Annotated in this window: 25 protein-coding genes and 1 pseudogene; 11 read left to right on the plus strand and 15 right to left on the minus strand. The window is 61.9% G+C overall.

The annotated features are described in order from the left end of the window. Window positions 1-126: 126 nt before the first annotated feature. From pip to RHM60_RS18425, 8 genes are all read left to right on the plus strand, one after another. Entirely contained in the window at window positions 127-1,098 is a 972-nt protein-coding gene (gene pip / locus RHM60_RS18390; RefSeq protein WP_003237417.1) for a prolyl aminopeptidase, read from the plus strand. After that, window positions 1,095-1,532, plus strand: a complete 438-nt coding sequence (gene dtd / locus RHM60_RS18395; protein ID WP_209987520.1) for a D-aminoacyl-tRNA deacylase — start codon at window positions 1,095-1,097, stop codon at window positions 1,530-1,532. The genes pip and dtd overlap by 4 nt, the downstream gene beginning before the upstream one ends. A gap of 266 nt (window positions 1,533-1,798) precedes the next feature. Further along, window positions 1,799-3,544 carry a glucan biosynthesis protein G gene (locus RHM60_RS18400; RefSeq protein WP_209987523.1) on the plus strand — a complete coding sequence of 582 codons (1,746 nt, stop codon included), beginning with the start codon at window positions 1,799-1,801 and terminating at the stop codon, window positions 3,542-3,544. After that, the gene (gene mdoH / locus RHM60_RS18405) at window positions 3,537-6,107 is read left to right on the plus strand and encodes a glucans biosynthesis glucosyltransferase MdoH (RefSeq protein WP_209987525.1); all 2,571 of its coding nucleotides are present in this window, start codon (window positions 3,537-3,539) and stop codon (window positions 6,105-6,107) included. Before RHM60_RS18400 ends, mdoH begins: the two co-directional genes overlap by 8 nt. A gap of 184 nt (window positions 6,108-6,291) precedes the next feature. Beyond that, window positions 6,292-7,092 (plus strand): transporter substrate-binding domain-containing protein, encoded by an 801-nt coding sequence (locus tag RHM60_RS18410; RefSeq protein WP_322212422.1) that lies wholly within the window; start codon window positions 6,292-6,294, stop codon window positions 7,090-7,092. Between the two features lie 131 nt (window positions 7,093-7,223). After that, window positions 7,224-8,021, plus strand: a complete 798-nt coding sequence (locus RHM60_RS18415; protein WP_322214641.1) for a transporter substrate-binding domain-containing protein — start codon at window positions 7,224-7,226, stop codon at window positions 8,019-8,021. A 129-nt stretch (window positions 8,022-8,150) separates the two neighbouring features. After that, the gene (locus RHM60_RS18420; RefSeq protein ID WP_209987531.1) at window positions 8,151-9,110 is read left to right on the plus strand and encodes an amino acid ABC transporter permease; all 960 of its coding nucleotides are present in this window, start codon (window positions 8,151-8,153) and stop codon (window positions 9,108-9,110) included. Next, window positions 9,103-9,837, plus strand: a complete 735-nt coding sequence (locus RHM60_RS18425) for an amino acid ABC transporter ATP-binding protein (RefSeq protein WP_209987533.1) — start codon at window positions 9,103-9,105, stop codon at window positions 9,835-9,837. The genes RHM60_RS18420 and RHM60_RS18425 overlap by 8 nt, the downstream gene beginning before the upstream one ends. A 3-nt stretch (window positions 9,838-9,840) precedes the next feature. On the opposite strand, the gene RHM60_RS18430 is transcribed toward RHM60_RS18425, so the two are convergent. From RHM60_RS18430 to ubiE, 12 genes and pseudogenes are all read right to left on the minus strand, one after another. Next, window positions 9,841-11,748 (minus strand): methyl-accepting chemotaxis protein, encoded by a 1,908-nt coding sequence (locus RHM60_RS18430; RefSeq protein ID WP_322212423.1) that lies wholly within the window; start codon window positions 11,746-11,748, stop codon window positions 9,841-9,843. Between the two features lie 138 nt (window positions 11,749-11,886). Beyond that, window positions 11,887-12,759 carry a methyl-accepting chemotaxis protein gene (locus tag RHM60_RS25715; RefSeq protein ID WP_373460636.1) on the minus strand — a complete coding sequence of 291 codons (873 nt, stop codon included), beginning with the start codon at window positions 12,757-12,759 and terminating at the stop codon, window positions 11,887-11,889. A 33-nt stretch (window positions 12,760-12,792) separates the two neighbouring features. Next, window positions 12,793-13,803 (minus strand): annotated as a pseudogene (locus tag RHM60_RS25720) (methyl-accepting chemotaxis protein); the annotation flags it as partial. A gap of 99 nt (window positions 13,804-13,902) precedes the next feature. Beyond that, on the minus strand, window positions 13,903-14,610 hold the full coding sequence (locus RHM60_RS18440) for a 16S rRNA (uracil(1498)-N(3))-methyltransferase (protein WP_322212425.1): 708 nt from the start codon (window positions 14,608-14,610) through the stop codon (window positions 13,903-13,905). Next, window positions 14,607-15,395, minus strand: coding sequence for a twin-arginine translocase subunit TatC (gene tatC / locus RHM60_RS18445; RefSeq protein WP_209987545.1), 789 nt, complete (start codon window positions 15,393-15,395; stop codon window positions 14,607-14,609). The genes RHM60_RS18440 and tatC overlap by 4 nt, the downstream gene beginning before the upstream one ends. After that, the gene (gene tatB / locus RHM60_RS18450; RefSeq protein WP_057008529.1) at window positions 15,392-15,793 is read right to left on the minus strand and encodes a Sec-independent protein translocase protein TatB; all 402 of its coding nucleotides are present in this window, start codon (window positions 15,791-15,793) and stop codon (window positions 15,392-15,394) included. The genes tatC and tatB overlap by 4 nt, the downstream gene beginning before the upstream one ends. 10 nt (window positions 15,794-15,803) lie before the next feature. Further along, on the minus strand, window positions 15,804-16,082 hold the full coding sequence (locus tag RHM60_RS18455; protein ID WP_003237389.1) for a twin-arginine translocase TatA/TatE family subunit: 279 nt from the start codon (window positions 16,080-16,082) through the stop codon (window positions 15,804-15,806). A 26-nt stretch (window positions 16,083-16,108) separates the two neighbouring features. Beyond that, window positions 16,109-16,441: a phosphoribosyl-ATP diphosphatase gene (locus RHM60_RS18460; protein ID WP_209987548.1), complete on the minus strand. Its 333-nt coding sequence runs from the start codon at window positions 16,439-16,441 to the stop codon at window positions 16,109-16,111. Between the two features lie 2 nt (window positions 16,442-16,443). Continuing rightward, window positions 16,444-16,836, minus strand: coding sequence for a phosphoribosyl-AMP cyclohydrolase (gene hisI, locus RHM60_RS18465; RefSeq protein WP_231422717.1), 393 nt, complete (start codon window positions 16,834-16,836; stop codon window positions 16,444-16,446). A gap of 41 nt (window positions 16,837-16,877) precedes the next feature. Further along, a complete protein-coding gene (gene ubiB / locus RHM60_RS18470; protein ID WP_209987551.1) occupies window positions 16,878-18,482 on the minus strand; it encodes a ubiquinone biosynthesis regulatory protein kinase UbiB in 1,605 nt (534 codons plus the stop codon). Beyond that, entirely contained in the window at window positions 18,479-19,102 is a 624-nt protein-coding gene (locus tag RHM60_RS18475; RefSeq protein ID WP_231422718.1) for a ubiquinone biosynthesis accessory factor UbiJ, read from the minus strand. The genes ubiB and RHM60_RS18475 overlap by 4 nt, the downstream gene beginning before the upstream one ends. After that, complete coding sequence (gene ubiE / locus RHM60_RS18480; RefSeq protein WP_209987558.1) at window positions 19,102-19,872, minus strand: bifunctional demethylmenaquinone methyltransferase/2-methoxy-6-polyprenyl-1,4-benzoquinol methylase UbiE; 771 nt, start codon at window positions 19,870-19,872, stop codon at window positions 19,102-19,104. Before ubiE ends, RHM60_RS18475 begins: the two co-directional genes overlap by 1 nt. Before the next feature lie 144 nt (window positions 19,873-20,016). Here ubiE and RHM60_RS18485 point away from each other — a divergent pair, with 144 nt between their 5' ends. The 3 genes from RHM60_RS18485 to RHM60_RS18495 all read left to right on the plus strand — a co-directional run bounded on the left by RHM60_RS18485 (window position 20,017) and on the right by RHM60_RS18495 (window position 21,688). Continuing rightward, the gene (locus tag RHM60_RS18485; RefSeq protein ID WP_322212426.1) at window positions 20,017-20,292 is read left to right on the plus strand and encodes a polyhydroxyalkanoic acid system family protein; all 276 of its coding nucleotides are present in this window, start codon (window positions 20,017-20,019) and stop codon (window positions 20,290-20,292) included. 103 nt (window positions 20,293-20,395) lie between these two features. After that, complete coding sequence (locus RHM60_RS18490) at window positions 20,396-20,818, plus strand: phasin family protein (RefSeq protein ID WP_322212427.1); 423 nt, start codon at window positions 20,396-20,398, stop codon at window positions 20,816-20,818. Between the two features lie 12 nt (window positions 20,819-20,830). Further along, a complete protein-coding gene (locus RHM60_RS18495; RefSeq protein WP_322212428.1) occupies window positions 20,831-21,688 on the plus strand; it encodes a phasin family protein in 858 nt (285 codons plus the stop codon). Window positions 21,689-21,775: 87 nt separating this feature from the next. Here the strand turns inward: RHM60_RS18495 and RHM60_RS18500 are convergent, their stop codons facing one another. From RHM60_RS18500 to phaC, 3 genes are all read right to left on the minus strand, one after another. Beyond that, window positions 21,776-22,396 carry a TetR/AcrR family transcriptional regulator gene (locus tag RHM60_RS18500; protein WP_209987568.1) on the minus strand — a complete coding sequence of 207 codons (621 nt, stop codon included), beginning with the start codon at window positions 22,394-22,396 and terminating at the stop codon, window positions 21,776-21,778. Between the two features lie 63 nt (window positions 22,397-22,459). Further along, a complete protein-coding gene (phaZ, locus tag RHM60_RS18505) occupies window positions 22,460-23,305 on the minus strand; it encodes a poly(3-hydroxyalkanoate) depolymerase (protein WP_209987571.1) in 846 nt (281 codons plus the stop codon). Between the two features lie 104 nt (window positions 23,306-23,409). Further along, window positions 23,410-25,089, minus strand: a complete 1,680-nt coding sequence (gene phaC, locus RHM60_RS18510; protein WP_322212429.1) for a class II poly(R)-hydroxyalkanoic acid synthase — start codon at window positions 25,087-25,089, stop codon at window positions 23,410-23,412. Window positions 25,090-25,091 lie beyond the last annotated feature (2 nt).

The raw sequence follows: 25,091 nt of genomic DNA on the forward strand, positions 1-25,091 counted from the left end.
TTGCAGGGTATTCACAGCGTTGCCTGCTCAAGGACATGCTCATTGCACAATTCGGGTTTATAGTGCCAGACGGCAAAATAAAAGACGTCCCCCCAGGGATGAACCCGACCCCCTACGGAGCGCGCAATGCAGACTTGGTACCCGCAGATCAAACCCTACGCCCGGCACGATCTGGCCGTCGATGACACCCATACCTTGTATGTCGATGAAAGTGGCTCCCCCGAAGGCTTGCCTGTGGTGTTCATTCACGGCGGCCCGGGCTCCGGTTGCGATGCGCAGAGCCGCTGCTATTTCGATCCGAACCTGTACCGCATCGTCACCTTCGACCAGCGCGGCTGCGGGCGCTCCACCCCCCGCGCGAGCCTGGAAAACAATACCACCTGGGACCTGGTCGCCGACCTTGAGCGCATCCGCGAGCACCTGGGCATCGACAAATGGGTGCTGTTCGGCGGTTCCTGGGGCTCGACGTTGTCCCTGGCCTACGCCCAGACCCACCCCGAGCGCGTGCATGGGCTGATCGTTCGCGGCATTTTCCTGGCGCGCCCGCAGGACATTCACTGGTTTTACCAGGAAGGCGCCAGCCGCCTGTTCCCCGACTACTGGCAGGACTACCTCGCGCCGATCCCGGCGGACGAGCGCCACGACATGATTGCGGCCTACCACAAGCGCCTCACCGGCAACGACCAGATCGCCCAGATGCACGCGGCCAAGGCCTGGTCCGGCTGGGAAGGGCGCATGCTCGGCCTGTGCCCGAGCCCACAACATGTGGAGCGGTTCTCCGAGCCGCAGCGGGCGCTGTCCATCGCGCGTATCGAATGTCACTACTTCACCAACAATTCCTTCCTGGAACCCAACCAGCTGATTCGCGACATGCACAAGATCGCCCATCTGCCTGGCGTCATCATTCACGGTCGCTACGACATGATCTGCCCGCTGGATAACGCCTGGGAGCTGCATCAGGCCTGGCCCAACAGCGAGCTGCAAGTGATCCGCGAAGCCGGGCATGCGGCCTCCGAGCCCGGCATCACCGATGCTCTGGTGCGCGCGACCGGCGAGATGGCACGGCGCCTGCTTGATCTGCCGCCAGAAGAAGCATGAAAGGGCTGCTGCAACGGGTGCGTGGCGCCCGGGTCGAAGTGGCCGGTGAAGTCGTAGGGGCCATTGACCAGGGTTTGCTGGTGCTGGTGGCGGTCGAGCCTTCAGATACGCCGCAAAGCGCCGACAAATTGCTGCACAAGCTGCTTAACTACAGGGTGTTCAGCGACGACGAGGGCAAGATGAACCTGTCGTTGAAGGACGTTGACGGCGGCTTGCTGCTGGTGTCGCAGTTCACCCTGGCGGCGGATACCAAAAGCGGGTTGCGGCCAAGCTTCACCACCGCGGCACCGCCGGCCCTGGGCGCGGCGCTTTTTGATCACTTGTTGTTACAAGCGCAACAATTGCATGGCAGGGTGGCTTCAGGGCGTTTCGGCGCCGATATGCAGGTGCATTTGGTCAATGATGGCCCTGTGACCTTCCTGTTACAGACGTGAATGTACTAAAAACGACTTCAAGGCCAAAAATCGTGGGGTTTCGCTATAAATACTTTGTTGTCCCTGATGCGTTGTCTCGCGGGCTACTAGATAATCGCGCGCTACGGGGATCAGCGTGGTTTGGTCCAATTTTGACTTAGGTAGAGACTTGTCTGACCACCAGCGGGGAATCATTTTCCCCCATGGGAGTCGGAACAATGCTCGCCAACCTGGCATTTAGATAGCTGGCCGTTGGTTTTTTGATCTGTTTTCGGCGAGGGTTGCTCGTGATTGTTAGTCCCTGTAATGCACCAAAATTGTCTGCCAAACGGTTACGAAACGCACTGGTAACGGGCTCTGCCCTGTTTTGCCTGTTCGGCGCGGGTCAACTGTGGGCATTCAGTCTGGACGATGTGTCGGCCAAGGCTAAAGAGCTGGCTGGGCAGAAATACGAAGCTCCGCGCAGCAATCTGCCGAACGAATTCCGTGAAATGAAATTTGCGGACTACCAGAAAATTCGTTTCCGCAACGAGAAAGCCGAATGGGCCGATCAGAACACCCCGTTCAAGCTGTCCTTCTATCACCAGGGTATGCACTTCGATACACCGGTGAAAATCAACGAAGTGACCGCCGACAGCGTTCAGGAAATCAAATACGACCCGACGCGCTTCGATTTCGGCGACGTCAAGTTTGATCCCAAGGCCACCGAACAACTGGGTTACGCCGGTTTCCGTGTGCTGTACCCGATCAACCAGAACGACAAGCAAGACGAAATCATGACCATGCTCGGCGCGAGCTATTTCCGCGTCGTCGGCAAGGGCCAGACCTACGGCCTGTCCGCGCGTGGCATGGCGATCGATACTGCCCTGCCGTCCGGCGAAGAGTTCCCGCGCTTCACCGAATTCTGGGTCGAACGCCCCAAGCCCGGTGAAAAACAACTGGTCATCTATGCGCTGCTCGACTCGCCACGCGCCACCGGCGCTTACCGCCTGACTCTGCGCCCTGGCAGCGACACCATTGTCGACGTCAAATCGCAGATGTTCCTGCGTGACAAGGTCAGCAAGCTCGGCGTTGCGCCGTTGACCAGCATGTTCCTGTTCGGCGCCAATCAGCCGTCCAAGGTGCTCAACTACCGCCGCGAGCTGCATGATTCCAGCGGCCTGTCGATCCATGCCGGCAACGGCGAGTGGATCTGGCGCCCGCTGAACAATCCAAAACACTTGTCGGTCAGCAACTTCGGCGTCGAGAACCCGCGTGGTTTCGGCCTGCTGCAACGTGGCCGCGACTTCAGCCACTATGAAGACCTCGACGACAACTATGACAAGCGCCCAAGCGCCTGGATCGAGCCTGAAGGCGACTGGGGCAAAGGCACCGTCGACCTGGTAGAGATCCCGACCGCTGACGAGACCAACGACAACATCGTTGCGTTCTGGAGCCCGGCCGAGCTGCCGAAAGTCGGCGAGCCGCTGGACGTTTCCTATCGCCTGCACTGGACCATGGACGAAAAAGCCCTGCACCCGACCGACAGCGCCTGGGTCAAGCAGACCTTGCGTTCGACCGGCGACGTCAAGCAGTCCAACCTGATCCGTCAGCCGGATGGCACCGTGGCCTACCTGGTGGACTTCGAGGGTCCGTCCCTGAAGAACCTGCCGCCCGATGCTCCGGTGCGCAGCCAGGTGAGCGTTGGCGACAACGCCGAACTGGTTGAAAACAGCGTGCGCTACAACGAGCACACCAAAGGCTGGCGTTTGACCCTGCGCATGAAGATCAAGGACGCAGGCAAACCGACCGAAATGCGTGCCGCACTGGTGCAGGATGTTGCCCCGCCTGCCCCCGAGCAGGACACCAGTCACGTGCTCAAGGCTGACAAAGTGCTGGCCAAGCAACACGAAAAACAGGCTAAAAAGGACGCCAAGGAAGCGAAAGACAAGGAAGCCAAGCAGCCGGACGCCGCCCCAGTCACACCAGAGCCGATCAAGACCGAACAAGTCCTGAGCGAGACCTGGAGCTACCAGTTGCCAGCCGATGAGTAATTCTCAAGCCAAGCCAGAGACGTTGTCCGAGTACCTGGCGCACCTGCCGATGACCGCTGAGCAACGGGCCGAACTGGCCGGTTGCTCATCCTTCAGCGAGCTGCACGAACGCCTGTCGTCCGCCACCTTCGACGCACCGGTCGACGCCGCCCAGGCGTCGGTTGGCCGGCGCCTGACGCTCAACAGCGCCGAAGAGCTGCAGGACGCGGAAATGCTCGCGCTCGATGCCAGCGGTCGCGTGTGCCTCAAGGCCACGCCGCCGATCCGGCGCACCAAGGTCGTGCCGGAGCCATGGCGCACCAATATCCTGGTGCGCGGCTGGCGCCGTATCACCGGGCGCTCCAACCCGCCCGCGCCACCCAAGGACGAGCGCGTATTGCCGGCCGCGCGCTGGCGTACCGTGGGTTCGATCCGCCGCTATATCCTGCTGGTACTGATGCTCGGCCAGACCATCGTGGCCGGCTGGTACATGAAAGGCATCATGCCGTACCAGGGCTGGTCGCTGGTCGACTTCGACGAGATCCGCAACCAGACCCTGCTGCAAACCGCCACCCAGGTCCTGCCTTACGCCCTGCAAACCAGCATCCTGATCATGTTCGGGATTCTGTTCTGCTGGGTGTCGGCGGGTTTCTGGACCGCGTTGATGGGCTTCCTCGAATTGCTGACCGGCCACGACAAATACCGGATCTCCGGTAAAAGCGCCGGCGACGAGCCTATTCCGAAAGACGCGCGCACTGCGCTGGTGATGCCGATCTGCAACGAAGACGTGCCGCGTGTATTCGCGGGTTTGCGCGCCACGTTCGAATCGGTGGCCGCCACCGGTGACCTGGATCGCTTCGACTTCTTCGTGCTCAGCGACAGTAACGAAGCCGACATCTGCATCGCCGAACAGCAAGCCTGGCTCGACGTGTGCCGCGAAGCCGGCGGTTTCGGCAAGATTTTCTATCGCCGTCGTCGTCGTCGCGTCAAGCGCAAGAGCGGCAACCTCGACGACTTCTGCCGTCGCTGGGGCGGTGAATACAAGTACATGGTGGTGCTCGACGCCGACAGCGTGATGAGCGGCGAATGCCTGACCAGCCTGGTGCGCCTGATGGAAGCCACGCCGGATGCCGGGATTATCCAGACCGCGCCGCGTGCGTCGGGCATGGACACCCTGTATGCGCGCATGCAGCAGTTCGCTACCCGTGTTTATGGCCCGCTGTTCACCGCCGGCCTGCACTTCTGGCAGTTGGGTGAATCCCACTACTGGGGTCACAACGCGATCATCCGCATGAAGCCGTTTATCGAGCATTGCGCCCTGGCGCCATTGCCGGGCAAAGGCGCGTTCGCCGGTTCCATTCTGTCTCACGACTTCGTTGAAGCCGCGCTGATGCGCCGTGCCGGTTGGGGCGTGTGGATTGCCTACGACCTGCCGGGCAGCTACGAAGAACTGCCGCCTAACCTGCTCGACGAACTCAAGCGTGACCGTCGCTGGTGCCACGGCAACCTGATGAACTTCCGCCTGTTTCTGGTCAAGGGCATGCACCCGGTGCACCGTGCGGTATTCCTCACCGGCGTGATGTCTTACCTGTCGGCGCCGCTGTGGTTCCTGTTCCTGGTGCTGTCCACCGCGTTGCTGGCGGTAAACACGCTGATGGAGCCGCAATACTTCATGGCGCCGCGCCAGTTGTATCCGCTGTGGCCGCAATGGCATCCGGACAAGGCGGTGGCGCTGTTCTCCACCACCATCGTGCTGCTGTTCCTGCCTAAACTGCTGAGCATCATCCTGATCTGGGCCAAGGGCGCGAAAGAGTTCGGTGGCAAGTTCAAGGTGACCCTGTCGATGCTGCTGGAGATGCTGTTCTCCATGCTGCTGGCGCCGGTGCGCATGATCTTCCACACCCGCTTCGTGCTCGCCGCGTTCCTCGGCTGGGCTGCGACCTGGAATTCGCCGCAGCGTGACGACGACTCCACACCCTGGAGCGAAGCGGTCAAGCGCCACGGTCCGCAAACCGTGCTCGGCTTCCTGTGGGCACTGCTGGTGGTGTGGTTGAACCCAAGCTTCCTGTGGTGGCTGGTGCCGATTGTCGGGTCGCTGATGCTGTCGATTCCGGTGTCGGTGATATCCAGCCGGGTCAACCTGGGTCTCAAATCCCGCGACGAGAGCCTGTTCCTCATCCCAGAGGAATACAACCCGCCGCAGGCGCTGCTGTCGACCGAGAAGTACACCCACGAAAACCGCTGGCACGCCCTCAATGACGGGTTCGTGCGTTCGGTGGTCGACCCGCAGCAGAACGCCCTCGCCTGTGCCCTGGCGACCTCGCGGCACCGTGAAGCGGAGCCGATCGAGTACCTGCGCGTCGAGCGTGTGCGCCATGCGTTGAAAGTCGGCCCTGCCGGCCTGACCAACGCCGAGCGTGTGGCCTTGCTCAGCGACCCGGTCGCCCTGGCTCGCCTGCATGAACAGGTATGGAGCGAAGGTCATGCCGAGTGGCTTGACGCCTGGCGTGCCTCGATCAAGGCTGATCCGCACGCGCCTTTGCTGCCACTGCAGCCACAAGTGTCGCGGGCCCAACCGGCCTGATTCAGACGCCCCGAGGGTTCTTCTCGGGGGCGTTTCCAGCGCGGATCCTACAGCGTTTCCGGCTTCTTCCTTTAAGCATTAACCCCTTGTTATTTCGAAACAAAAGACCTTTGTTCGAGACGTATTGCGGCGCCTGTGGCTGGGGTAGCATCGCCCCCCACATTCAATGCGCCACGGGGCACTCATGATCAAAAGGTTTTGTTCGGCACTGCTGATCGGCGCTGTCGCATTGACGCACGCCGGCGTGTCGGCGGCTGGTGCGCTGGACGACGCGGTGCGCCGTGGCGTGCTCAAAGTAGGCACCACGCCCACTTACACCCCTTTCGAAATGAAGGACAGGCAGGGACGCATTGTCGGTTTCGAGATCGACCTGCTGCGCACCATGAGCCGAGCCCTGGGTGTCGAGCTGGAGCTGGTCGTGGTGCCGTATACAGAGTTGGTGCCGGGGCTGATGGCGAAGAAATTCGACCTCATCGGCAGCGGCATGACCGTCACCCAGGAGCGCAACCTCGCGCTCAACTTCAGCGACTCCTTTATCGTGGTGGGCCAGACCGTGTTGCTGCATCCGCGCCTGGCCGGCAAGGTGTCCAGCATCGAAGACCTCGACGAGGCGGGTTATCACATCGCTGTCAATCAGGGCACCACCGGCGAGGCTGCCGCGCGACGTTTTTTGCGCACGCCCCGGTTCAGCAGTTTCGTCACCCCCGAGGAAGGTGTGCGGCAGGTGGTGGAGGGCAAGGCCGATGCGTTCATTCACGATGCGCCCTACAACCTGATTGCCATGGCGCGTCCGGAAAACGCCACGTTGCTGGCCCTGGAGCAGCCCTTCACCTTTGAGCCGCTGGCGTTCGGCCTCAAAAAGGGCGATTACGACAGCGTCAACTGGATCAACCACTTTCTCAATCAGGTGGCCCAGGACGGCACCTACGATCACCTGCACGACAAGTGGTTCAAGGACACTGACTGGATGGCGGACGTCGAGTGAAGGTCATGACGCCGACAAGATTTACCCGTGAAACCTTTGTGACAGGCAGCGAGTGAGTTAGGATCGCACCCCGAAATGGTGCAGCCCTTTTTGCACGCCGACCTTACAAGAATGGTTCAGGGGACTTGATGATGAAAAAGTATCTGTCGATGCTGATGCTCGGCGTCACTGCGCTGGTAACCGCCACGGCGGCCCAGGCCGGCGCCATCGATGATGCGGTCAAGCGCGGCACGCTCAAGGTCGGCATGGACCCGACCTACATGCCGTTCGAGATGACCGACAAGCGCGGTGAAATCATCGGTTTCGAAGTCGATATCCTCAAGGCCATGGCCAAGTCCATGGGCGTCAAGCTGGAGCTGGTGTCCACCGGCTACGACGGTATCATCCCGGCCTTCCTCACCGGCAAGTTCGACATGATCGGCAGCGGCATGACCCTGACCCAGGAGCGCAACCTGCGCCTGAACTTCAGCGAACCCTTCATCGTGGTCGGCCAGACGCTGCTGATTCGCAAGGAGCTGGAAGGCACCATCAAGTCCTACAAAGACCTCAACGACGAGAAGTACCGCCTGACCTCCAAGCTCGGCACCACCGGTGAGATGGTCGCCAAAAAGCTGATCGCCAAAGCCAAGTACCACGGCTACGACAACGAACAGGAAGGCGTGCTGGACGTGGTCAATGGCAAGGCCGACGCGTTCGTCTACGACGCACCGTACAACGTGGTCGCCGAGAAAAAGGTCGGCAACGGCAAGCTGGTGTTCCTTGACGAACCCTTCACCTTTGAACCCCTGGCGTTCGGCCTGAAGAAGGGCGACTACGACAGTCTCAACTACATCAACAATTTTCTGCACCAGATCCGCAACGACGGCACCTACGATCGCATCCATGACAAGTGGTTCAAGAGCGCCGAGTGGCTCAAGGACATGGAATAAGCCTGGCTGAGCACCGCGTCGCGGCCTTCGCGAGCAAGCCCGCTGCCACACTTGGAACGCACTCCAACGGTGGGAGCGGGCTTGCTCGCGAAGACGGCATCACAGGCGAAAAATCTTTCGGAAAGTGAAATGAAACAGAAAAAAGCCCAATGGCCCTGGCACCTGTTGACCGTGGTCGTGCTGGTCGGCCTGGCTGGCGCGTTGTATTACGCCACCTCGCTGATGGCCTACGAGTGGCGCTGGAACCGCGTGCCGCAGTACTTCGCCTATCAGGCCGAAGAAGCCCAGCGCGCTGCCGACATCTCCACCGTTATCGACCTGGTGCGCAAGGGCGACATCGCTGAAGTGACCCTGCGCAATGACGCCGGCGCCGAGCAACGCGTGAGCGTGGCAGACAACAGCCTGCAAGTGGCGCGCGGCGATGATGTGGCCGAAGGCGATGTGATTGGGGTGAACCGCCATTGGGCACTTGGCCCGCTGATGTGGGGCTTGTGGACAACCTTGTGGCTGTCGGTGGTCTCCGGGGTCCTCGGGTTGGCGATTGGCCTGGCGACCGGACTGTGCCGACTGTCCAGCAACCCCACCTTGCGCGACCTGTCGACGCTCTACGTCGAACTGGTGCGTGGCACGCCGCTGCTGGTGCAGATCTTCATCTTCTATTTCTTCATCGGCACGGTGCTCAACCTGTCCCGGGAGTTCGCCGGGATCGCCGCACTGTCGTTGTTCACCGGCGCCTATGTGGCGGAAATCGTGCGGGCCGGCGTGCAGTCCATCACCCGTGGCCAGGACGAGGCCGCGCGTTCCCTCGGCCTGAGTGCCAGCCAGTCGATGCGTCACGTGGTACTGCCGCAGGCCTTCAAGCGCGTACTGCCGCCTCTGGCCGGGCAATTTATCAGCCTGGTGAAAGACACGTCGCTGGTCTCGGTCATCGCCATCACCGAACTGCTCAAAAGCGGCCGTGAGGTGATCACCACCTCGTTTTCGCCGTTTGAAATCCTGTTCTGCGTCGCAGGCCTGTACCTGCTGATCAACCTGCCGCTGTCGAAAATGGCCAGCCGGCTTGAGCGGAGGCTCGCGCAAAGTGATTGAAGTCCGCGATCTGGTAAAAGTCTTTGATACCCGTGGGCAGGTGGTGCGTGCGGTCGATCACGTCACCACCCAGGTGGCCAGGGGCGAGGTGCTGGTAGTGATCGGTCCGTCCGGTTCCGGCAAGTCCACCTTCCTGCGCTGCCTTAACGGCCTGGAAGCCTTCGACTCGGGCTCGGTGAGCATCGACGGCCTGCAACTGGCCGACCCCAAGACCGATGTGAACGCCTACCGCCGCGAGGTCGGTATGGTGTTCCAGCACTTCAACCTGTTCCCCCACATGACCGTGCTGGAAAACCTCTGCCTGGCGCAAAAAGTGGTGCGCAAGCGCGGTAAAAAGGAGCGCGAAGCCAAGGCCCTGGCGCTGTTGGAAAAGGTCGGCATTGCGCAGAAAGCCAATGAGTTTCCCTCACGCCTCTCCGGCGGGCAGCAACAGCGGGTGGCGATTGCCCGCGCCCTGGCCATGGAGCCCAAGGTGATGCTGTTCGACGAGCCCACCTCGGCGCTGGACCCGGAAATGGTCGGCGAAGTGCTGGACGTGATGAAGACCCTGGCCCTGGAAGGCATGACCATGGTCTGCGTCACCCACGAAATGGGTTTTGCCCGTGAAGTGGCGGACCGGGTGCTGTTCTTCGACCACGGCAAGTTGCTCGAAGACGCGGCCCCGGCCGAATTCTTCGCCGCGCCCAGGGACCCGCGTGCCCAGGCGTTTCTGCGTCAGGTCCTGTAGCGGTCAGACCTTGAACTGCTCGACGCACTGCTGCAGGCTCACGCCCAGCCGTGCCAGTTCAACACTCGCCGCTGCCGTCTGTTCGCTGGCGGTGGCGGTCTGCTCCGAGGCGTCGCGCACTTTCAACACGCTGCGATTGATCTCTTCGGCCACCGCGCTCTGCTGTTCGGCCGCTGCCGCAATCTGCGGATTCATGTCCTGGATAACCGCGACGGTGCGGGCAATCTCCGTCAGCGCATCGCCAGCGTTGCGCGCCAGGCCGACGCTGCTGTCGGTGAGGGTGCGGCTGTGGTCCATGATGTCGGCCACTTGTTGCGTGCCACTGTGCAGGCCGCTGATCAGCCCTTCGATTTCCTCGGCGGACTGCTGGGTGCGCTGGGCCAGTGTGCGGACTTCGTCGGCCACCACCGCAAACCCCTGACCGGCTTGGCCGGCGCGTGCCGCTTCAATGGCGGCGTTGAGCGCCAGCAGGTTGGTCTGCTGCGAGACGGACTTGATCACGTCCAGCACGCTGCCGATTTTCTGGCTTTCCCGTTGCAGCGCCAGCATGGCCTGGCTTGAGCGCGCCATTTCATGGGCCAGGTGTTCGATTTGCGCCACGACATCGGTCACCACCTGATCGCCGATTTCGGTCTGTTGATTGGCTGCACTGGCAGCAATTGAAGCCTGTTCGGCATGCCGCGCGACCTCCTGGGCGGTCGCCAGCATCTGGTTCATGGCGGTCGCCACCTGCTCGGTTTCCGCGCGCTGATGGTTCACCCCGGCGCGTGTTTGTTCGGTGACCGTGGACAGCTCCTCGGCCGCGCTGGCGACTTGTCGTGCGTTGTCGCTGATGTTGCCAATCAGCCCGCGTAAATTCGCCGTCATCTGGTTCATGCTGCGTTGCAACTGCCCCAGCTCATCCTTGCGTCGGGTTTGCAGGTCGTCGCTGAGGTCGCCCTGGGCAATGCGGTTGGCCATCGACAGTGCCTTGCGCAACGGCTTGACGATTTGCCCGGCAATCAGCCACGCCGCCAGCGCGCCGAACAGCAAGGCGGCAGCGGTGATGAGCAAGGTATGGGTGCGCGCCTGCTCGGCCTCGCCGTCGCGGCGCTGGGTCTGGTCCTGGCTTAGCAGATCACTTTGCGCGAGCAATTGGTCCAGCAGTTGCTCCAACTGGTTTTGCCGGGCTTCGGTGCTCAGTTGCGTGTCCTTGAGCCGTGTGAGATGGGTGCGGATGCCCAGCACGGTGGTGTTCAACAGGTTTCTGTTGACCGGCAACTTCGCCACGGCGGCCTGAGCCTGTTCCAGGTCGCGTTCGGCATCGCTGACCGATTGCGCGTAGGTCTCCAGTGAGCTGGCGGCCCAGGCCGGGCTTTGCGCACGGTCGTCGGCCTGTTCGATGGCCTGACGCAGGTCTTCCACGGCATCCAGGGCTTTTTGATCGTCCTGATCGGGCAGGTCGCTGGCCAGTTGCGTCAGCACGTCGCCGGTCTGCGCGGAATTTTCCTTGAGCTTCGCGCGGGCGGTCTCGCGCTGCTCAACCAGTGCCGGCACCTCCTTGAGGCGGGTTTTGAAGGTGCCGGAAATACGGGTAATCTCCTGCTGGTACTCGGCCGCCTTGGGCGCCTTGAGTCGGCTGGGAAGCTGCCTCAGCAGGTCATCGACTTTCTGCATGCCGGTGCCCAACTTGTTGAGGCTGTCGGCATCGTTCAGGGTTCGGTAAACAATGCGGTCCGCGCGCAATTCTTCACCGGCCACCGCCAGTTGCGACAGCAGCGTTAGCGTCTGCGAGCGGTAGAGAGACGCCTCCAGGGCTTGCCAGCCCGTCGTGGCAATCACGAGGCTCAGGGCGAGTACCAGGGAAAACCCCAGGATCAGTTTGAAGGTGACACTCAGGTCACCCAGCAGATGAGTCATTCGACGAAGCATGATCGACCTCCAACGGGAACGTAACCGGCGTGGTTAAACGCTAGTCCCATTGATGGTCAGGCGGGCCTGATAAACGCGTAGGAAATTTCAGAGGTGGCCGGCGGCGACCGAGATCCGGTCGCCGCACAGGCAAGTGCGTCAGACCCGGAAGCGGCTGACCAATGCTTGCAGATGGGTGCCCAGGCGTGCCAGTTCGGTGCTCGAAGCGGCGGTTTCTTCGCTGGCCGCAGCGGTCTGCTCCGAGATGTCGCGCACGTTCAGCACGCTGCGGTTGATCTCTTCAGCCACGGCGCTTTGCTGCTCGGCGGCGGTGGCGATCTGCGAGTTCATCGCCTGGATGGTCGACACCGTCAGCGTGATGCTCGACAGCGCAGTGCCGGCGCGACGGGTCAGCTCGACGCTGCTGTCGGTCAGACCACGGCTGTTGTCCATGATGGTTGCCACCTGCTGGGTGCCGCTCTGCAGGCCGACGATCAGCTCGGCGATCTCCTCGGTGGACTTCTGGGTACGCTGCGCCAGGCTGCGCACTTCGTCGGCGACCACGGCAAAACCGCGTCCGGCCTCGCCCGCCCGCGCGGCCTCGATGGCGGCGTTGAGCGCGAGCAGGTTGGTCTGCTGGGCCACGGATTTGATCACGTCGAGCACGCTGCCGATCTTGTCGCTTTCGCGCTGCAGATGGCCCATGGCCTCGGTGGAACTGCCCACCTCGGCGGCCAGGCGTTCGATCTGGGCGATGGCTTGCGCTACCACCTTGTCGCCTTCACGGGCCTGCTGGTCGGCGGCCACAGCGGCTTCCGAAGCCTCTTCGGCGTTGCGCGCCACTTCCTGCACGGTGGCGGCCATTTCGTTCATGGCGGTGGCCACCTGGTCGGTCTCGACCTTCTGGCTGTTGACCCCTGCACTGGTCTGTTCGGTAACCGCCGACAACTGCTCGGCCGCGCTGGCGATCTGGGTCACGCCGTCGCTGATGCCGCCGATCAACTCACGCAGGCCCAGGGTCATGCTTTGCATGGCCCGTTGCAGTTGGCCCAGTTCGTCCTTGCGGCCGGACTCGAGGTTGTGGCTCAAATCGCCCGAGGCCACGCGCTCGGCGACCTGCAGGGTCTGGTTGAGCGGGATGATGATCTGGCGCGTGATCGCCCAGGCGGCGAACAGGCCCACGATCAATGCCAGCGCGGCGGCCAGTAGCAGCAGGTATTTGGCTTGCGCGGCATCGCGGTCGCGCACGGCGGTCTGTGAAACCGTGAGTTTTTCGCTGTGCCCCATCAGGATCTCGCCCTGGGCGTTGATGGTCTTCAGCGCAGCGGCGGCGGCCGTCTGGGAGTCACGGTACTGGCTGACGGCGGCACGGTAGGCCTGCAGCGACACGCCGGCCTGTTGCAGGTTGGTCAGGTACTGCGCCGGCAGTTGGTCTTCGAGTTCGCTGGCTTTCTTGAGCGCGTTGTCGATGGCGTCCAGCGCGGGCTGTTCGGCCTCGACCTTGCCGCTGTAGGTGTAGCCGCGTACCTGAAAGCGTGCCTGCTGAATCAGTTTGCTCAGGCTCACCACGCTGTTGAACTGGCTGACGCTGTCGCCTTGCAGCAGCGCGGCTTCGATCTCGTTGATTTTGGCCACGGCGTTGTCGGCAGTATCGCCCAGCTTGCTGCGCGCGCCTTCACGCTTGAGCCCGGCCTGGACTATGGCGGCGAAGGCCTTTTTGTACTGGCTCAAGGCTTCCTGCTGCTGTTCGACCAGGGCCTTGTCGTCGGGTTGCTCGATCAACTGCGCGGCTTTTTTCAGGCCGTCGTCCAATTGTGCAATCAGGCTGTCGACCGCGCCGGTGCCTTGCTCGCCGCGGCGCATTTCGAAGTCCAGGCGCGCCAGACGCAGGTCTTTGGTCACGCCGTTGAGGCTGGAGATGTAACCCAGCTTGTCACCCCGACCAATCACATCGCCCAAGCTGGTCCAGCCGGTGAAGGTGATCATTAATGTCAGCACCAATACCAGGCCAAAACCCACGGCCAGCTTGGTTTTGACGCTGACATTACCCAGCTTTTCGGCTAACTGACGATACATGTTGCAAACTCCCCTGGAACAAGGCTTGGACTTATTCAGGGGCTATCGGCAGGGGCTCGGGATTCTGTAGCCGTGCATACCCGCTGTCGCAGGGTTTTTTCAGAAAAGGCGGGCGAGCAGGGCGGTGACGGCGGTTTCGACGCGCAGGATGCGCGCGCCCAGTTGCACCGGTTGCAGGCCAGCCTTGGTCAGCAGGTCCACCTCGTAGGGGATCCAACCGCCTTCGGGGCCGATGGCCAGTGTGACGGGCTCGTCGAGGCCGCGTGGGCAGGGCGGGTAGTCGCCGGGGTGGCCGATCAGGCCGAGGGTGCCTTCGGTCATGGCCGGCAGGCGATCCTCGACGAACGGCTTGAAGCGCTTCTCGATGATGATCTGCGGCAGTACCGTGTCGCGGGACTGTTCCAGGCCGAGAATCAGCTGCTCACGTACCGCCTCTGGCTCCAGGAAAGGCGTCTGCCAAAAGCTTTTTTCCACCCGATAGCTGTTGAGCAGCACCACCCTCGGCACACCCATGGCCGCCACGGTTTGCAGCACGCGGCGCAGCATCTTCGGGCGGGGCAGGGCCAGCAGCAGGGTCAGCGGCAGTTTGGCCGGCGGCGGCTGGTCGAAGCTGACGTGCAGCTCTGCCTCGGCGGCTTCCAGGCGCAGCAGTTGCGCGTTGCCCATCAGCCCGCCGATGCGGCCAACGCGCAGGTTGTCGCCAACGGCGGCGCGGTGGACGTCTTGCATGTGCACCAGGCGCCGGTCGCGCAGCACCACGCGGTCGGCCGCGATGAAGTCGGCCTCCTCAAGCAGCAGCAGGTTCACGGCTGGGTCGCTGGCGGCTGGTCGTCGTCAGGCTGGTCTTCGGGGTGTTCGCCCCGCTTGCTGATCAAACCGCTGAACAGGATGCCGATCTCGAACAGCATCCACATTGGTACGGCCAGCAGGGTCTGGGAGAAAATGTCCGGCGGCGTGAGGATCATGCCCACCACAAAGCAACCGATGATCACGTACGGGCGGATCTTCTTCAGGTACTTCACGTCGACCACGCCGATCCACACCAGCAGCACCACGGCCACCGGGATCTCGAAAGCCACGCCGAAGGCGAAGAACAGCGTCATTACAAAGTCGAGGTAGCTGGTGATGTCAGTCATCATTTCCACCCCGGCCGGAGTGGCGGCGGCGAAGAACTTGAAGATCAGCGGGAACACCAGAAAGTACGCAAACGCCATGCCGGTGTAGAACAGCAGGATGCTCGACACCAGCAACGGCACCGCAATGCGCTTCTCGTGCTTGTACAGGCCCGGCGCGATAAAGCCCCAGATCTGATGCAGGATGACCGGGATCGCGAGGAACAGCGAGACCATCATGGTCAGCTTCAACGGCGTGAGGAACGGCGACGACACATCGGTGGCGATCATTGTCGCGCCCACCGGCAGGTACTGGCGCAGAGGCGTGGAGACGAAGGTGTAGATCTGCTGGGTGAAGGCGAACAGCCCGGCAAAGATGATGAAGATCGCCGCCACGCAACGCAGCAGGCGGGTACGCAGCTCGGTGAGGTGCGAGACCAGCGGCATGTGCTGGTCGGTTTCCGGTTTATCAGCGCTCATGGGGCTCGCGGCGGCAATGTAGGGTCATGGGGAGCGGGCGCTGCAACAGGCGCCGGCGCGGGTTCTGTGGGAACGGTCGGCGGCGCGGGCGGGGTTTCAACCACCGGTGCGATGCTGTTGGCCGCAGGCTCCGCCGGTTTGGCGGGCTCCTGCACCGGCGTCAGAATCTTGCGCGCCTCCTGCTCCAGCGACAGGATGTGTTCGTTGTGCAACTGGCGGCGGATTTCATCAGCGCCGATTTCCCGCTCAACTTCCTGTTTGATCGCATTGAAACTGCGTTTCAGGCGACCGATCCACAGGCCCGCCGTGCGTGCTGCACCGGGCAACCGTTCCGGCCCCAGCACCAGCAGGGCAACCAGGCCGACGAGGAGCAGTTCAGAGAAGCTGATACCAAACATTAGTCAGTACTCACAGATCTTTGCGGGTCGGCTCTTCGACTTTCTCAGCCTGCACGTCGAAGGTGCGACGCTCGGTGATCGGCTGGGTGGCCTGCGGGTGCACGGGTTGGGCCGGCGGCACAGGATTGACCACAGGGTCGGCGGGCTTTTCATCGTCGTTCATGGCCTTGCGAAAGCCCTTGATCGACTCGCCGACATCGGTGCCGAGGTTTTTGAGTTTTTTGGTACCGAATACCAACACCACCACCACAAGAATGACGATCCAGTGTTTCCAGTCAAAAATGCCCATGCTGCAAATCCTCCAGTCTTAGTTATTCAAGCGGACGGGCGCGAGGCCTTTTCGGCGTGCCCGGACAAGCCGAAGCGGCGGTCCAGTTCATCCAGCACGGCCTGTGGATGCTGCCCCAATTGGGCGAGCATGACCAGGCTATGGAACCACAGGTCTGCGGTTTCATAGATGACATCGCTGCAATCACCGCTGATCTGCGCATCCTTGGCGGCAATGATCGTCTCGACGGACTCTTCGCCGAGCTTCTCCAGAATCTTGTTCAGGCCTTTGTGGTAGAGGCTGGCAACATAGGAACTGTCGGCGTCCGCGCCTTTGCGCGCTTCCAGCACCTGGGCCACACGGTTGAGGGTATCGCTCATGTTCAGTGTCCTGCCGAGTAGATGGCGTGCGGGTCTTTGAGCACCGGCTCCACCACTTTCCACTCGCCGTTCTCGAACACGCGGTAGAAGCAGCTGTGACGCCCGGTGTGGCAGGCGATGCCGCCGATCTGCTCGACCTTGAGGATCACCACATCGCCGTCGCAGTCCAGGCGCAGCTCGTGCAGGGTTTGCACATGCCCGGACTCTTCGCCCTTGCGCCACAGTTTGCCACGCGAGCGTGACCAGTAAATGGCGCGCTGCTCGGTGGCAGTCAGGCTCAGGGCCTCGCGGTTCATCCAGGCCATCATCAATACGCGCCCGGTCTTGTAGTCCTGGGCAATGGCCGGCACCAGGCCGTCACTGTCCCACTTGATCTCGTCCAGCCAGTCTTTCATGTTCGGCTCCGGCAATTTGCGACAGTGTATAACCGGATTGGCTATCGACGCACGATCAGATAAATACCCACGGCCACCATGACCCCGGCCGGCCAGAAGCCCAGCTCGTTCAACGGCCCGCCGATGGCGAGCATCACGCCCCCCACCAGGTGCGCGGCACCGAGCAGGCGCAGGAACCAGTCGTCCTTGCGCTTGCGCCATGGCGGCTCCGGGTCCTTGGCATGGGGCTGGGACATGCGCTCCAGCAGGTCACGGGTCATGTTGGCCAGATGGGGCAGTTGCTCCATCTGGCTGTACATGTTGCCGATCATGGTTTTCGGACTCATGCGCTCGCGCATCCAGCGTTCCAGGAACGGTTGGGCGGTGTTCCACAGGTCCAGGTCCGGGTACAGCTGGCGGCCCAGGCCTTCGATGTTGAGCAGGGTTTTTTGCAGCAAGACCAACTGCGGCTGCACTTCCATATTGAAGCGCCGCGCGGTCTGGAACAGGCGCATCAGCACCTGACCGAAGGAAATATCTTTTAACGGTTTTTCAAAGATCGGCTCGCACACCGTGCGAATCGCCGCTTCGAATTCGTTGAGCTTGGTTTCCGCCGGCACCCAGCCCGAGTCGATGTGCAACTGCGCCACGCGGCGGTAGTCGCGCTTGAAGAAGGCGAACAGGTTGCGCGCCAGGTAGTCCTGGTCTTCCGGGGTGAGGCTGCCAACGATGCCGCAGTCGATCGCAATGTACTGCGGGCTCCATGGGGTGACGGTGCTGACGAAGATATTGCCGGGGTGCATGTCGGCGTGGAAGAAACTGTCGCGAAATACCTGGGTGAAGAAGATCTCCACGCCGCGCTCGGCGAGCATTTTCATGTCGGTGCGCTGGTCGGCCAGGGCAGCGAGGTCGGTGACCTGCAGGCCGTAGATGCGCTCCATCACCAGCACCTTGGGGCGGCACCAGTCCCAATACACTTGCGGCACATACAGCAACTGCGAGCCTTCGAAATTGCGTCGCAGCTGGCTGGCGTTGGCCGCTTCGCGCAGCAGGTCGAGCTCGTCGTAGATGGTTTTTTCGTAGTCGGCGACCACATCCACCGGGTGCAGCAGGCGCGCATCGGCAGAGAAGCGTTCGGCGGCGCGGGCGAGAACGAACAGCCATGCCAGGTCCTGGCCGATGATCGGCTTGAGGCCCGGGCGAATCACTTTCACCACCACTTCTTCGCCGGTCTTGAGCTGCGCGGCGTGCACTTGCGCGACCGAGGCCGAGGCCAGCGGCTCGACGTCGAAACGCCGGAACACTTCGCTGATCTTCTTGCCCAGCTGGGCTTCGATCAGCGCCATCGACTGCTGTGAGTCGAACGGCGGTACGCGGTCCTGCAACAGCATCAGTTCGTCGGCGATGTCTTCGGGCAGCAGGTCGCGGCGGGTAGAGAGGATCTGCCCGAACTTGATGAAGATCGGTCCCAGGTCCTGCAATGCCAGACGTAGGCGCGCGCCACGGCTCAGCTCGAGCTTTTTGCGCGGCAGCCAGCGCCACGGCAGCACATAGCGCACCGCCAGCAACAACCAAGGCAGCGGCAAGGCGAACAGCAGGTCATCGAGGCGGTAGCGCATGACCACGCGCTGGATACGGAACAAACGGCGGACGGCGAGCAGCTTCATGCGTTATCGCTTGGATCAAGGGAACGGCTCAGGCGCTCGAAGCGGGCCTCAAGGCGTTCCAGGTCGATTTTGGCCTTGTCGAGTTCACGAAAGCGCGCCTGCGCTTCTCGCTCCCCGACCAGGGTGCGCGCTTCTTCGCTCAGGTATTCGGCGAGGTTCTGGTTGAGGCTGGCAAACCCCTGCTGATACCACTGCGCGCGGCTGCGCAGGTGCCCGCTGATCAATGGGGTGGCCACTGGACCAAGCCAGCGCGACAGCTCGTATTCCCAGTCCAGCTCCAGGTCCTGCAACACGGCGGCCAGGTCCATCAGCACCGCGCTTTCGCCTTCCAGGTGCACCTGCGGGCTGTGCAGGATGGCGGTCTTGTTGCGGCTCAGCGCCAGGTGCAACAGGCTGGAGGCCGGCGCGCGCAGGGTGCAATCGGCTTCGGCCGCCCATTGTGTGGCGAGCAGCAGGCCTTCATCGCTGGGCAGGATGAACAGCTGCAGGGCCGGGCGGGTGCAATCGACGGCAATCACCTTGCCGTTCAAGTGCCCCAGCCGCGCCAGGGCGGTACTGTCCAGGCGCAGTACACGGTTGAGGCCGTGTTCGACGCCGGCAAGAAGGCCCGCGAGCAGCATCAGGGTTTGATGCCGCGGTGCAGGGCGACAATGCCTGAGGTCATGTTGTGGTAGGTGACACGGTCGAAACCGGCTTCCACCATCATCGACTTGAGGGTTTCCTGATCGGGGTGCATGCGGATCGATTCGGCCAGGTAGCGATAGCTCTCGGCATCGTTGGTGATCAGCTTGCCCATCAGCGGCATGAAGGCGAACGAGTAGGTGTCGTAGACCTTGGACATCAGCGCGTTGGTCGGCTTGGAGAACTCCAGCACCAGCAGGCGACCGCCGGGCTTGAGCACGCGCAGCATCGAGCGGATCGCGTCTTCCTTGCGGGTCACGTTGCGCAGGCCGAAGGCGATGGTCACGCAGTCGAAATGGTTGTCCGGGAACGGCAGTTTTTCCGCGTCGGCCTGGACGAACTTGATGTTGTCGGCCACGCCCTTGTCCAGCAGACGATCGCGGCCGACCTTGAGCATCGAGCCGTTGATGTCCGCCAGCACCACCTGGCCGGTGGGGCCGACCAGCCTGGAAAACTTGGCCGCCAGATCGCCGGTGCCGCCGGCAATGTCCAGCACGCGGTTGCCGGTGCGTACGCCCGACAACTCGATGGTGAAGCGCTTCCACAGACGGTGCATGCCGCCCGACAGCACGTCGTTCATCAGGTCGTACTTGGCCGCCACGGAGTGGAACACCTCAGCGACCTTTTCCGCTTTCTGGCTTTGCGGGACGTTCTTGAAGCCGAAGTGAGTGGTGGGTTCGGCATCGCTGCCTTTGCGCTGATCAGTCATATCGCTGTCACCAAAAGAGAATGCGGCACATGATAATCCCCAAGGCCTGCTTTGTCTTGGCAAGGCTGCAGGTAAGATAGGTGCTTATCGAGACCTTTTGCCGCATTGAAGGTTTCTCAGCCCCTCTTGAAAGGAGTCATTGGCATGGCCCGTATAACCGTTGAGCGTGAGCATTCCCTGGGTAAGGAAGGGGCGCGGGCGAAGGCCGACACGCTGGCGCAGAAACTCCAGGACAAGTACGGCGTGGCGTCGTTCTGGTCTGGCGATACCTTGAACCTCAAACGCTCGGGGGTTAAGGGCACGGTTCGGGTGGATGAAGACTTGCTGCGTATTGACGTGGAACTGGGACTGTTGATGTCGGCCATGAGCGGCACGCTTAAAACCGAGATCGAAAAGGCACTGGATAAGGCGCTGGCCTGATCGATTGTACTTAGGGTGCCGATTCTAATTTTCCAGCCTACTTTGTGCTCAAGCCCTCAACTCCTGCGGGCCGATTCCCGCCCTGATTGATGTGAGGTGCACCATGGCCAACGTTATGCTGCGAAAAAAAATCGATGTTCAGCCGGCTGTCTTCAGTGACGTTAAACGCTACGCCCGCACGATCTGGCTGGCAGGTCTTGGTGTCTATGCCAAGGTCGGCGGCGAGGGCAGCGAGTACTTCAATGAACTCGTCAAGAGCGGTCAACATGTTGAAAGTAGAAGTAAAAAAGTTGCCGTTGAACAAGTGGCTGCGGCTAACAGTCAGATTGATCAAGTCAAGCGTCATCTCTCAAGCATCAAAGGCCTGGTTGAAGTTCAATTGGATAAAGTTGAACACGCTTTTGACTCGCGTGTTGCAAGTGCCTTGAATCGAATCGGCATTGCGTCTAAACATGATGTTGAGACACTCTCTGCTAAGCTCGAAGCGCTGACGGCATTGCTCGAACGTGTCGCGCGTAAACACTAAGGAGACACCGGAATGGCTGTTAAAAAGACTACTCAGAAAGAAAGCAGCTCGTGGGTCGGGGAAGTTGAAAAATATTCCCGCAAGATCTGGCTTGCTGGTTTAGGCGTGTATTCGAAGGTTAGCAGTGACGGCGGCAAATACTTCGAGACCCTGGTCAAGGACGGCGAAAAAGCCGAGAAGTTGACCAAGACCACAGTGGGTAAAAAAGTCGACGCGGCCAAGGCCAGCGCCGGCTCCGCCAAGTCGAGCATTTCCGACACGTGGAGCAAGTTGGAAGAGACTTTCGACAAGCGCCTTAACAGTGCCATTTCGCGTCTGGGCGTGCCGAGCAAGGCAGAACTCAAGACCCTGCACAGCAAGGTCGATACCTTGACCCGGCAGATTGAAAAACTCACTGGCGCCAAGGCGGCTCCCGTGAAGACAGCGGCGGCCAAGCCTGCTGCCAAGCCGGCGACTGCTAAAACGGCCGCCGCCAAACCTGCTGCGAAAAGCGAGGCCAAGCCTGTCGCCAAGGCCCCGGCCAAGGTGGCTGCCAAGCCTGCTGCAAAAACCGCAGCAGCCAAGCCAGTAGCCAAGCCAGCGGCCAAACCGGTGGCGGCTAAAGCAGCGGCCAAGCCGGCAGCGAAGACCGCTGCGAAGCCCGCGACGAAGGCCGCTGCAAAACCTGCTGCAAAAACCGCTGCTGCAAAACCTGCTGCCGCCAAACCTGCTGCGAAACCTGCCGCCAGGAAACCAGCCGCTGCGAAGAAACCCGCCGCTGCCAAGCCGGCAGCCTCGGCATCAACCGCCTCCGCAGCCAACTCGGTCTCTGCACCGGCGGCAACCTCGACGGCGACGCCGGTCACCCCGACGCCAACCAGTCAGTCCTGATTTTTTTGGGGCACGCAAAAACGCCCGGCCTGCGAAGGTCGGGCGTTTTTTTTGTGTTCGAAACACAGCGCTTGAATTAAGTGCCCGTTAAACCGGGTCTTGCAGGTAACGCATTGCCAGCCGTTCGGTGGCCTGGCGTGCAGGCGGCAACAGGTGCGGCGCCACCAGCATCATGATCTGGTAAACCACCACCTGCACCTCACCGACTCGGCCGAGAACGCGCTGATAGTCCAGTGAAAACAGCAGGGTCAGGGTGATCTGCTCCACCAGTTGCCCCAGCGCCTGGGTATCGCTTACCAGTTGCCCGTCGGCCTTGAGCCGCGCCAGCAACGAAGCGAGGGTGCGCTTGAGGGCAGTGAGCAGGTGGCGGATGCCCTTGGCCAGCTTGGGCAGGCGTCCGGCCAGGTTGGACAGGTCCTGGAACAGAAACCGGTAATGCGCCATGCGCTCGACAATCAGGTGCAGGAACAGCCAGTAATCCTGGGGCTCCAGGTGCGCGTCGGCGGGCGGATCGAGCAGCGGCGCCAGTTCGGCCTGAAAACGCTCGAACAGCCCGAGTACCAGCGGCTCCTTGCCATGGAAGTGGTAGTAGAGGTTGCCGGGGCTGATCCCCATTTCGTTGGCCACCTCCATGGTCGACACGTTGGGTTCGCCCTTGTGGTTGAACAACTGCAGGGCACATTCAAGGATACGGTCGCGGGTCTTCATCCGGTCTTCTTGGTTGATCGTTGAGTAGAGCGCAGGCGCACACAGGTGGCCGGCAGTGCGTGCTTACACAGCAGGTCGCGGGTGAATCACGGCGCGCAGGCGCTCCTCCTGCAGAAATTTCATGATGATCGGCGCCACGGCTTCGGCCCGGGTGATCAGGAACAGATGGCCGTCATCGATGATATGCAACTGCGCATTGGGAATGCGCCAGGCCAGCAGGCGCATGTTGATCAGCGGGATCAGCGGGTCGTCGTCGCCGGCCAGCACCAGGGTCGGCTGGCGGATCTTGTGCAGCCAGTGGATGCTGGTCCAGCCCAGCCCCGCGAACAGCTGCCAGTAATACCCCAGCTTGCCCGCCGAGCGCACTTTGCTCGCGTGCTCGGCAGCCAGTCTGGCATCGCGGCGGAACGAGCCGCCGTAGATCATCGGCGCAATACGCACTACGTGGGACGGCTGGATATAGCGGCGCGGGCTTGCCATCAGCCACAGCACCCTGGGTTTGCCCGGTACCATCACCGCACCCGCCGCCGTGGCCGCCAGGATCAGTTTCTTGCAGCGTTCCGGGTAGTCATGGGCGAACTGCTGCGCCAGCGCGCCGCCCCAGGACACGCCTACTGCGTTGACCTGGCCGTAGTCCAGATAATCGAGCATGCGCGCGGTGAGCCTGGCCAGGCCCGGGAAGCGGTAGGGCCGGTTGGGCGTCGAAGAGCCGCCGACGCCGGGCACATCGAAGGCAATCACTTCCAGGTCCGGGTCCAGGGCCTGCACGAACGGAAACACCAGCTCCAGGTTGGCGCCGATGCCATTGAAGATCAGCAGCGGCGTCATGTGCGGCTTGCCCGGGCGCACCGCCGTGCGCAGGGTCTGGCCGCCCAGGTCGATGGTGCGGAAGATGAACGGTTGCGACATGCTCAAGCCCTGTGAAGTCTTACAGCCGGAGGGAGATCAGTGTGGGAGCGAGCAAGCCCGCTCCCACATTTGGATCTCATTTCAGTCTAAACAACCTGTGTGGCTTAGCGTTCATGCACATAGGTTCCAGGCGCCACTTCGGCTGCGGCGTAGGCTTTATTGCCCAGTTTCGCGGGGGCTTTCTTCAGTTTTCCGGCGCGCTCTGCCTGCCACGCCTGCCAGTGCAGCCACCACGAATCGGTGTGCTTGGTCGCATTCTCCTGCCACTCCAGCGGCTTGCCCGCCAGGCCGTCGCTGGTCTGATAGCGCGCCTTGGGGTTGCCCGGCGGGTTGAGGATGCTCTGGATATGCCCGCTGCTCGACAGCACGAACTCCACCTTGCCGCCAAACAACTGCGCTGACTTGTAGCAGGACTGCCACGGCGTGATGTGGTCGTTGGTGCCGGCCAGGGAGTAGATATCGGCGGTGATCTGCTTGAGATCGATGGGCGTGCCGCACACTTCCAGGGCATTGGCGCGCACCAGAGGGTTGTTCTTGAACAGCTCGATCAGGTCGCCGTGGAATGCAGCCGGCAGGCGCGTGGTGTCGTTGTTCCAGAACAGGATATCGAACACCGGCGGCTCATTGCCCAGCAGGTAGTTGTTGACCCAGTAGTTCCAGATCAGGTCGTTGGGGCGCATCCACGCAAACACCTTGGCCATGTCGCGGCCTTCGAGCACGCCGGCCTGGTAGGAATGGCGCTTGGCCGCTTCCAGGGTCTGTTCGTCGACGAACAGCGCCACCTGGGTATCCAGGGTGGTGTCCAGCACGCTCACCAGCAGGGTCAGCGCGTTGACCTTGTTCTCGCCCAGCGCCGCGTAGTGGCCCAGCAGCGCAGTGCAGGTGATGCCGCCGGAGCAGGCGCCGAGCATGTTGATGTCCTTGCTGCCGGTGATCGCGCTGACCACGTCCACCGCTTCCTTGAGCGCTTCGATGTAGGTGGACAGGCCCCACTCGCGCTGGGCCTTGGTCGGGTTGCGCCAACTGACGATAAAGGTCTGCTGGTTATTGCGCAGGCAGAAGCGCGCGAGGCTTTTTTCCGGGCTCAGGTCGAATACGTAGAATTTATTGATCTGCGGCGGTACCACCAGCAGCGGGCGCTCGTGCACCTGTTCGGTGATCGGCTTGTACTGGATCAGCTCCAGCACGTCATTGCGAAACACCACCGCGCCTTCGGTGGTGCCCAGGGTCTTGCCCACTTCGAAGGCGCCCATGTTGACCTGGCTGGGCATGCCGCCGTTGTGCACCATGTCCTTGGCCAGGTGGGACAGGCCGTCGAGCAGGCTTTTGCCGCCGGTCTCGAAGAAACGTTTGACCGCCGCCGGGTTGGCCACGCTGTTGGTGGGGGCCATGGCTTCGGTCATCAGGTTGATCACGAAGTGACCGCGGCTGATGTCCTGGGGCGACAGGCTGCTGTCGTCGATCCAGTCGTGCAGTTCCTTGCGCCACGCCAGATAGGTTTGAAGATAGCGTTTATAGAGCGGGTTCTGGCTCCAGGCCGGGTCGCTGAAGCGACGGTCGTCGTGCTCCGGCACCAACGCGGATTGGCCGAACATCACGTTCTTCAACTCGAGCCCAAGGTGGGCGGCATGTTTGACGCTGTGCAGCGGTTGCCTGATGGCCTGGGTCAGCACCATCTTCGCCGAGGCGAGTAAGTCCTTTTTGCGTAACGCGATGATCGGGTTCAGCCCCAGGGTGTTTTCCGAGGCCTGGCGTTTCAAGTCATCGTTGTTCTTGTCACTCATCT

It is taken from the genome of Pseudomonas sp. MH9.3 (assembly GCF_034354675.1).
Taxonomy (GTDB): domain Bacteria; phylum Pseudomonadota; class Gammaproteobacteria; order Pseudomonadales; family Pseudomonadaceae; genus Aquipseudomonas.

Bases quoted from the DNA above. Each gene is read 5' to 3' on its own strand.
- pip (WP_003237417.1), top strand. From the start codon at position 127: ATGCAGACTTGGTACCCGCAGATCAAACCCTACGCCCGGCACGATCTG.
- dtd (WP_209987520.1), top strand. From the start codon at position 1,095: ATGAAAGGGCTGCTGCAACGGGTGCGTGGCGCCCGGGTCGAAGTGGCC.
- mdoH (WP_209987525.1), top strand. From the start codon at position 3,537: ATGAGTAATTCTCAAGCCAAGCCAGAGACGTTGTCCGAGTACCTGGCG.
- RHM60_RS18410 (WP_322212422.1), top strand. From the start codon at position 6,292: ATGATCAAAAGGTTTTGTTCGGCACTGCTGATCGGCGCTGTCGCATTG.
- RHM60_RS18415 (WP_322214641.1), top strand. From the start codon at position 7,224: ATGAAAAAGTATCTGTCGATGCTGATGCTCGGCGTCACTGCGCTGGTA.
- RHM60_RS18420 (WP_209987531.1), top strand. From the start codon at position 8,151: ATGAAACAGAAAAAAGCCCAATGGCCCTGGCACCTGTTGACCGTGGTC.
- RHM60_RS18430 (WP_322212423.1), bottom strand. From the start codon at position 11,748: ATGCTTCGTCGAATGACTCATCTGCTGGGTGACCTGAGTGTCACCTTC.
- RHM60_RS25715 (WP_373460636.1), bottom strand. From the start codon at position 12,759: ATGCAAAGCATGACCCTGGGCCTGCGTGAGTTGATCGGCGGCATCAGC.
- tatC (WP_209987545.1), bottom strand. From the start codon at position 15,395: ATGAGCGCTGATAAACCGGAAACCGACCAGCACATGCCGCTGGTCTCG.
- tatB (WP_057008529.1), bottom strand. From the start codon at position 15,793: ATGTTTGGTATCAGCTTCTCTGAACTGCTCCTCGTCGGCCTGGTTGCC.
- RHM60_RS18455 (WP_003237389.1), bottom strand. From the start codon at position 16,082: ATGGGCATTTTTGACTGGAAACACTGGATCGTCATTCTTGTGGTGGTG.
- RHM60_RS18460 (WP_209987548.1), bottom strand. From the start codon at position 16,441: ATGAGCGATACCCTCAACCGTGTGGCCCAGGTGCTGGAAGCGCGCAAA.
- hisI (WP_231422717.1), bottom strand. From the start codon at position 16,836: ATGAAAGACTGGCTGGACGAGATCAAGTGGGACAGTGACGGCCTGGTG.
- ubiB (WP_209987551.1), bottom strand. From the start codon at position 18,482: ATGAAGCTGCTCGCCGTCCGCCGTTTGTTCCGTATCCAGCGCGTGGTC.
- RHM60_RS18475 (WP_231422718.1), bottom strand. From the start codon at position 19,102: ATGCTGCTCGCGGGCCTTCTTGCCGGCGTCGAACACGGCCTCAACCGT.
- ubiE (WP_209987558.1), bottom strand. From the start codon at position 19,872: ATGACTGATCAGCGCAAAGGCAGCGATGCCGAACCCACCACTCACTTC.
- RHM60_RS18485 (WP_322212426.1), top strand. From the start codon at position 20,017: ATGGCCCGTATAACCGTTGAGCGTGAGCATTCCCTGGGTAAGGAAGGG.
- RHM60_RS18490 (WP_322212427.1), top strand. From the start codon at position 20,396: ATGGCCAACGTTATGCTGCGAAAAAAAATCGATGTTCAGCCGGCTGTC.
- RHM60_RS18495 (WP_322212428.1), top strand. From the start codon at position 20,831: ATGGCTGTTAAAAAGACTACTCAGAAAGAAAGCAGCTCGTGGGTCGGG.
- RHM60_RS18500 (WP_209987568.1), bottom strand. From the start codon at position 22,396: ATGAAGACCCGCGACCGTATCCTTGAATGTGCCCTGCAGTTGTTCAAC.
- phaZ (WP_209987571.1), bottom strand. From the start codon at position 23,305: ATGTCGCAACCGTTCATCTTCCGCACCATCGACCTGGGCGGCCAGACC.
- phaC (WP_322212429.1), bottom strand. From the start codon at position 25,089: ATGAGTGACAAGAACAACGATGACTTGAAACGCCAGGCCTCGGAAAAC.